Genomic DNA, 6,065 nt, shown 5'->3' with positions numbered 1-6,065 from the left:
TTAGGCAGATATATCAGAAAAGTTGCTCGCATGGATATGGATGATAAACCAAAGTTATAAATCGCAGGCTTCAATACTCTTCTGAGGAGGATGTCATGCCAAGAAGGTATCCAACGCGAAGGGGCAGGTTCGGCAGGTTTGGCGGCAGGTACGCTCCCGAAATTTTGATGCCCGCCATTGAGGAGCTGGAAGCAGCGTATGCGAAGCTGCGGAGGGATAGAAACTTCAAGCGCGAGCTTGACTACTATCTGCGTGAGTATGTGGGCAGGCCAACACCGCTCACCTTCTGCGCCAACATGAGCGCCGAGCTGGGCTTCAAGGTTTACCTCAAGCGGGAGGACCTTGCGCATACCGGTGCGCACAAGATAAACAACACTCTGGGGCAGGCTCTCCTGGCAAAGAGCATGGGAAAGCGCAGGGTGATTGCAGAGACAGGCGCTGGGCAGCACGGCGTCGCCACTGCAACTGCTGCAGCTGTTATGGGCCTCAAGTGCGAGATATACATGGGCACAGAGGATATAGAGAGGCAGAAGATGAATGTCTTCAGGATGCGCCTTCTGGGCGCTGAGGTTCACCCCGTTACCAGCGGCTCCAGGACGCTTAAGGATGCCATCAACGAAGCCTTCCGGGACTGGCTTGCGAGTGTGGAGTACACAAACTACATCTTCGGTTCTGTGCTTGGCCCCCACCCGTATCCCATGATGGTCCGCGACTTCCAGAGTGTTATAGGAAGAGAAACCAGAAGGCAGATTTTAAAGCATGAAGAAAAGCTTCCCAGTACGATAGTCGCCTGCGTTGGTGGGGGTAGCAACGCCATGGGCATCTTCTACCCCTTCCTGGAGGATACGGAGGTCGAGCTCATAGGCGTCGAGGCAGGGGGCGAGGGTATAGAGACAGGCAAGCACGCGGCGCGCTTCGCAGCCGGGCGAGAGGGTGTGCTCCACGGCACCTATACTCACGTGCTCCAGGACGAGTACGGGCAGATTGCCCCGACGCACAGCATAAGCGCTGGCCTGGATTACCCTGCGGTTGGACCCGAGCACTCCCTGCTGAGGGAGATAAAGCGGGCGAAATACTACTACGCCACTGACGACGAAGCTCTTGAAGCCTTCCACTACCTCAGCGAGAAGGAGGGAATAATACCCGCACTTGAAAGTGCCCATGCGGTGGCATGGGTTCTCAACAATGCTGATAAATTCGATAAGGGCGATGTGGTGGTGATAAACCTCTCCGGCAGGGGCGATAAGGACGTCGAGGCGGTGGCAAAGCGCGAGGGTGTTTTGTGAGGTTTCAGCATCACTTTTTGATATAACATTGGTTGCTGATGAGATTTGGAAAGGATGATAATATGCCCGCTGTAGCTGAGAAGCTTCGTGCAGAACTCGACAGACTTGAGAAAGAAACAAAAGATGAGGAAATCCAAAAAGAGATCCTCAAGATTGACATAAAACTGCAGAGAGGTTCCATGAAAGGCAGAGCTGATACGGGTCCATTAACCTATGAAGAGAAGGAGGAGGCGTTTAACGAACTTCTGAGAGAAAAGGGTCTCAAGTGGCCTGGTTCGTCAGATTAGGTCCTCTGGCTTTCTCACGTCAACCATGTCAGAAACTTTTTTAAAATCCTCTATATTTCTCGTCACTATGGTCGCTTTTGACTTTAGGGCAAGCGCAGTGTGCAGGGCGTCTGAGCGGTGCAAATGCCTTTCAGAGAATATTCTATATGCTAGGTTTACATCTTCCTGCGTGATTTCGACCTCTTCAACCAATCCAGCTTTTTTAAGTTTTCCTATCAATCTTCCAAAGTCTTCCTGAGTCACCTTCTTTTTATATACTTCCTTTTTGACAGCATCTGATACCACTATCACCCACCCCCTATCGATTGCCTTTTCAAGAAGCAGCTCTGTGTAGTGGGCAGCCGGTATAAGCCCAATCATTTCATCCTGCCAGAAGTTCAGCCACACATCAGCGTCGATGTAAAGTTTCACATTCACCACAGCCCCAGATACTCCGCCGCTGATAGTGCCGCCACCGTGCCCTCGCCAACGCTGCTCGCTATTCTTGCATTCTTACGCACCACCCCACCGCAGGCGAAGACCCCCTGCGCAGAAGTGCGCATATCGCAGTCAACGAGGATGTAACCCTCAGCATCCTTCTCCACCTCGACGAGCTCTGAGTTGGGCACCCTGCCCGCGTAGATAAACACTCCGTCCAGTGCGATTGTGCACGGCTCACTCGCCACTTTCAGCATAACCTCTTCAAGCCTATCATCGCCGGTGAAGGCGGTCACCCTCGCATTGGGGAGGAGTGATACATTCTGCGCCTCTTCAAGCCTCTCAAACAGCGGTTTCTCTGCCTTCAGCCTCTCCTCCTCGAAGATAAGCATTACTTCAGATGCAATCTCAGAGAGAAAAAGAGCACCTTCGAGGGCCCGCTCATTGTTGCCCACCACGGCTACGCGCCTATTGTGATATGAATAGCCTGCACACTGGGCGCAGTAGTGCACACCCACGCCGTGCAGCCGGCGCTCTCCTTGCACCTGAAGCATCTTCTCCCTGGTGCCGGAGGCGATAATCACCGCACCGGAGGAGTACTCGCCTTTCTGTGTAACAACACGAGCATCTCCCTCACCCGGGAAGACCCTCAGAACCTCCTCACTCTCCCTTATCTCCGCCCCGGCTTCGTGAGCCTGTGCCTCAAACTTCCTGGTCAAACCCCAGCCGTCAATACTCCCGCAACCGGGGTAGTTCTCCACGCACCTGGCGAGACATGCGCCTCCTCCGGGGACAACCTTCTCAAGCACAAGGCAGCTCAGCCCCAGGCGAGAAGTCTGCATCGCTGCGCTGAGCCCTGCAACGCCCGCACCGACGATAACCACATCCCAGGCCATCGCATGCCTTTTATTCCATGAAAATATAAATATTCCCTGTGGGTAAATCAATCTGAAGGAGGATGGTAGTGTGATTGTTATTCCGGGTACGGCGTCTCAGGTTCTTGCGAAGGAGGTGGCAGACGAGCTCAACGCAGAGCTCGCAGGTATTACCTGTAAGGTTTTCCCAGACGGCGAGCTTTATCTGCGCATAGAGGGCGAGGTTGCCAACGAAGAGTGCGTGGTTGTCCAGTCCACGCCGCGCCCCCAGAACAGAAACATATTTGAACTCCTTGCACTGCTGGAGACCCTTCGAGAGGGAGGTGCTGCTAAAATAACTGCGGTGGTGCCCTACCTTGCCTACGCAAGACAGGACAGAAGTTTCACGCAGGGTGAGGCGGTGACCTCGCGCGTACTTGCGAAGCACATCTCTCTGAATGCAGATGAGTTCGTGGGCATAAACCTGCACGAGAGTACAATCCTGGACTACTTCACCATAGAGGCTGGAGAAATAGACGCCTCCCCTGAGCTTGGTGAGTATTTCAGGTCGATGAAGCTCGACGACTGCGTTGTAATAGGCCCGGATAGGGGTGCATTACCCATGGCTGAGAGAGTTGCAGGGCGTCTGGGGTGCGAGTACGACCACCTCGAAAAGACACGTCTGGGCCCGGGTGAAGTGGTGGTAAAGCCCAAGAATCTGAACATTCAGGGAAGGAATGCGCTGATTGTGGATGACATAATAGACTCGGGCGGCTCAATGGTGGAGGCAATAAAGATGCTTAAAGCGCAGGGTGCTGCGGATATCTACGTGGCGTGCGTGCACCCTGTGGCTACCGGGAGTGCAATATCCCGCCTGTTCGCAGCCGGCGCTCGCGAAGTGGTGGGCACGAATACAATACCCTCGCAGATAAGTTTTATTTCAGTCGCGCCCTTGATAGCGGGTGCGCTGGAATAGCCTTCTTTTGAGGAAAAGCATGAAGCTTCTGGTATTCCTCTCCGGGGAACATGCGACGCTCCCACGCAGCGAGGTTCTGGCAGTTTTTGAGGCGCTCGACACAGGCTTTGAGGTTGTTGAGGAAGCTGAGCAGGTTCTGGTGCTTGAGGGTGATTTTCCTGCCAGAGCGATAGCCCAGGCTGCAAGGCGCACTGCAATGGCCCACTTCCTTGGTGAACTGTACTTCTCCTGCAAGGCTGAGGAAGAGGAGGTGCTCGCGTGCGCCATGCGCAGGGATTATTCATTTGAGGGGAGCTTTGCTGTGAGGGTGCACAGGGTGAGGCACCATGCTGAGCATCTTTCCAGCGATAAGCTTGAGAGGGAGATAGGTGCAGTTATCGCAGCGCAGGGCAAGAAGGTGAACCTTTCGAGGCCAGAGAACAGTATTGTGGGCATAATCTCCGGGAGGTTTTTCCTGGCCCGCATTCTGGAGCGCGTGGACCGCGGCGCCTATGAGGAGAGGCGTCCCCACCTGAGGCCCTACTTCCGCCCGGGTGTTATCCTTCCCAGGCTGGCGAGAGCGGTGGTTAATCTGACGAGGGTGCGCAGGGGAGAGCGCTTCGCAGACCCCTTCTGCGGCACAGGAGGGATACTCCTGGAAGCAGGGCTTGTGGGAGCTGAGGTGTACGGCTTTGATGTGGAGGAGGAATTTCTTCGCGGTGCTGAGGTTAACTTCCGCCACTATGGCGTGGAGCGCTACCACCTTGAGAAGGGGGATGCGCGTCTGCTGTGGAAGCGCTATCCCGAGCACTTTCATGCTATCGCCTGCGACCCACCTTACGGGATAAGTGCAAGCACGAAAGGTTTAAGCCTGGAGAAGCTATACCAGGAATCACTCACCTCAATTTACAGGATGCTCATCCCCGGGCGGTATGCGTGTGTACTCGCTCCGAGCGGCATCGACATCGAAGACTATGCGAGTTGCGCGGGCTTCAAAGTGGTGGAGACCCACCTGGAGCGGGTGCACCGCAGTCTGGTGAGGAAGATAGTGGTGCTGAGGAAGGCATAACATGGAGGTAGTATTCCTGGGTACAACGGCTGCGATTCCAACATCGCAGAGAGCCCACTCAGCGATAGCGCTGCGCTATGAGGGTGAGGTCATCCTCTGGGACTGCGGCGAGGGCGTGCAGAGGCAGCTTATTAAAAGCGGAATAAGCTACATGAGAATCTCGCGGGTGTTTATCACCCACCTCCATGGGGACCACTTCCTGGGCCTACCGGGACTTATCCAGACCATGAGCTTCTCTGGCAGGGAGGCGCCGCTGGAGATTTATGGCCCTCCCGGGATAAAGGAGCTTGTCCAGAGGATGCTTAAGCTGGGTTACTTTGACCTGAGCTTTGAGATTAAAGTGGGAGAGCTGCGCACAGGGTTTAGGCTTGAGAAGGAAAACTATGCAATTTCAGCTCTGCCGGTGGAGCACGGCCTGCCGGCGTTTGCCCTGGTATTCGAGGAGAAGAAGGGAAGGAGATTTATGCGGGAGAAGGCCGAGGCGCTGGGAATACCTCCGGGTCCACTCTACAAAAAACTGCAGCGTGGCGAGAAGGTTGAGTTTGAGGGCAGGGTTGTCTCACCGGAGGATGTGCTGGGCGAGCAGAAGAGGGGGTTCAGGGTTGTTTACTCAGGCGACACCCGCCCCACGCAGGGTGTTGAGCTCGCGTGCAGAGATGCGCTGCTTATTCACGACAGCACCTTCGACCATGAGCTGCTGGACAACGCTAAAGAGAGGCTCCACTCAACCTGCGTGGAGGCTGCGCTGCTCGCAAAGCGCGGCGGCGCACTCATGCTCTACCTGACCCACATAAGCCCCAGGTACAAGAATGTGAAAATTCTGAAAAAGCAGGCAAGAGAGGTTTTCCAGGAAAGTTATGTGGCAGAGGATTTTGTCAGTGTGGACATGCAGAAGCTTAAAAGAGAGAAAGGCTGGTGGAGCTAGCCCTTCAGGATCTCCTCCACCTTTATATCAAAGACCAGCGTTTTCCCGGCCATGGGGTTGTTGAAGTCCACCACAACCTCCTGCTCCTGCACCTCTTTGATCTGGCACATCCCTGAGCTTGTCTCCAGTATGAGCCCCACCTTGGGCTCTATTTTTGCCTCCTTGAACATGTCCATGGGCAGACTGATTATGAGCTCGGGATTTGCCTCTCCGTAGGCATCCTCAGGGGGAATTTCCACTGTCTTCTCATCGCCTGCTTTCATTCCCAGAAC

The 6,065-nt window shown here is 54.7% G+C and carries 8 protein-coding genes; 5 read left to right on the top strand and 3 right to left on the bottom strand.

From position 1 onward, the window contains the following. Positions 1–95 precede the first annotated feature (95 nt). Entirely contained in the window at positions 96–1,286 is a 1,191-nt protein-coding gene (trpB, locus tag ACXJJW_RS00250; RefSeq protein ID WP_456473713.1) for a tryptophan synthase subunit beta, read from the top strand. 38 nt (positions 1,287–1,324) lie between these two features. Beyond that, positions 1,325–1,573: a hypothetical protein gene (locus ACXJJW_RS00245; RefSeq protein WP_456473712.1), complete on the top strand. Its 249-nt coding sequence runs from the start codon at positions 1,325–1,327 to the stop codon at positions 1,571–1,573. On the opposite strand, the gene ACXJJW_RS00240 is transcribed toward ACXJJW_RS00245, so the two are convergent. Together ACXJJW_RS00240 and ACXJJW_RS00235 are read right to left on the bottom strand one after the other, a co-directional pair. Beyond that, positions 1,565–1,990, bottom strand: a complete 426-nt coding sequence (locus tag ACXJJW_RS00240) for a PIN domain-containing protein (protein WP_456473711.1) — start codon at positions 1,988–1,990, stop codon at positions 1,565–1,567. The genes ACXJJW_RS00245 and ACXJJW_RS00240 overlap by 9 nt on opposite strands. Next, the gene (locus tag ACXJJW_RS00235) at positions 1,987–2,886 is read right to left on the bottom strand and encodes an NAD(P)/FAD-dependent oxidoreductase (RefSeq protein ID WP_456473710.1); all 900 of its coding nucleotides are present in this window, start codon (positions 2,884–2,886) and stop codon (positions 1,987–1,989) included. Before ACXJJW_RS00235 ends, ACXJJW_RS00240 begins: the two co-directional genes overlap by 4 nt. 70 nt (positions 2,887–2,956) lie before the next feature. On the opposite strand from ACXJJW_RS00235, the gene ACXJJW_RS00230 reads away from it, so the two are divergent. The 3 genes from ACXJJW_RS00230 to rnz are packed head-to-tail and all read left to right on the top strand — an operon-like array spanning position 2,957 to position 5,793. Next, positions 2,957–3,820, top strand: coding sequence for a ribose-phosphate diphosphokinase (locus ACXJJW_RS00230; protein ID WP_456473709.1), 864 nt, complete (start codon positions 2,957–2,959; stop codon positions 3,818–3,820). Positions 3,821–3,839: 19 nt separating this feature from the next. After that, the gene (locus tag ACXJJW_RS00225; RefSeq protein ID WP_456473708.1) at positions 3,840–4,868 is read left to right on the top strand and encodes a methyltransferase domain-containing protein; all 1,029 of its coding nucleotides are present in this window, start codon (positions 3,840–3,842) and stop codon (positions 4,866–4,868) included. A gap of 1 nt (position 4,869) precedes the next feature. Beyond that, positions 4,870–5,793, top strand: a complete 924-nt coding sequence (gene rnz / locus ACXJJW_RS00220) for a ribonuclease Z (RefSeq protein ID WP_456473707.1) — start codon at positions 4,870–4,872, stop codon at positions 5,791–5,793. On the opposite strand, the gene ACXJJW_RS00215 is transcribed toward rnz, so the two are convergent. After that, on the bottom strand, positions 5,790–6,065 hold a 276-nt coding region (locus ACXJJW_RS00215; RefSeq protein ID WP_456473706.1), incomplete at its 5' end, for an FKBP-type peptidyl-prolyl cis-trans isomerase. The genes rnz and ACXJJW_RS00215 overlap by 4 nt on opposite strands.

The sequence above is a fragment of the Candidatus Pyrohabitans sp. genome, from assembly GCF_054014795.1.
This window is presented reverse-complemented; position numbering and strand designations above follow the sequence as displayed.

Coding starts and splice junctions, on each gene's coding strand:
- trpB (WP_456473713.1), top strand. CDS start 96: ATGCCAAGAAGGTATCCAACGCGAAGGGGCAGGTTCGGCAGGTTTGGC.
- ACXJJW_RS00245 (WP_456473712.1), top strand. CDS start 1,325: ATGAGATTTGGAAAGGATGATAATATGCCCGCTGTAGCTGAGAAGCTT.
- ACXJJW_RS00235 (WP_456473710.1), bottom strand. CDS start 2,886: ATGGCCTGGGATGTGGTTATCGTCGGTGCGGGCGTTGCAGGGCTCAGC.
- ACXJJW_RS00225 (WP_456473708.1), top strand. CDS start 3,840: ATGAAGCTTCTGGTATTCCTCTCCGGGGAACATGCGACGCTCCCACGC.
- rnz (WP_456473707.1), top strand. CDS start 4,870: ATGGAGGTAGTATTCCTGGGTACAACGGCTGCGATTCCAACATCGCAG.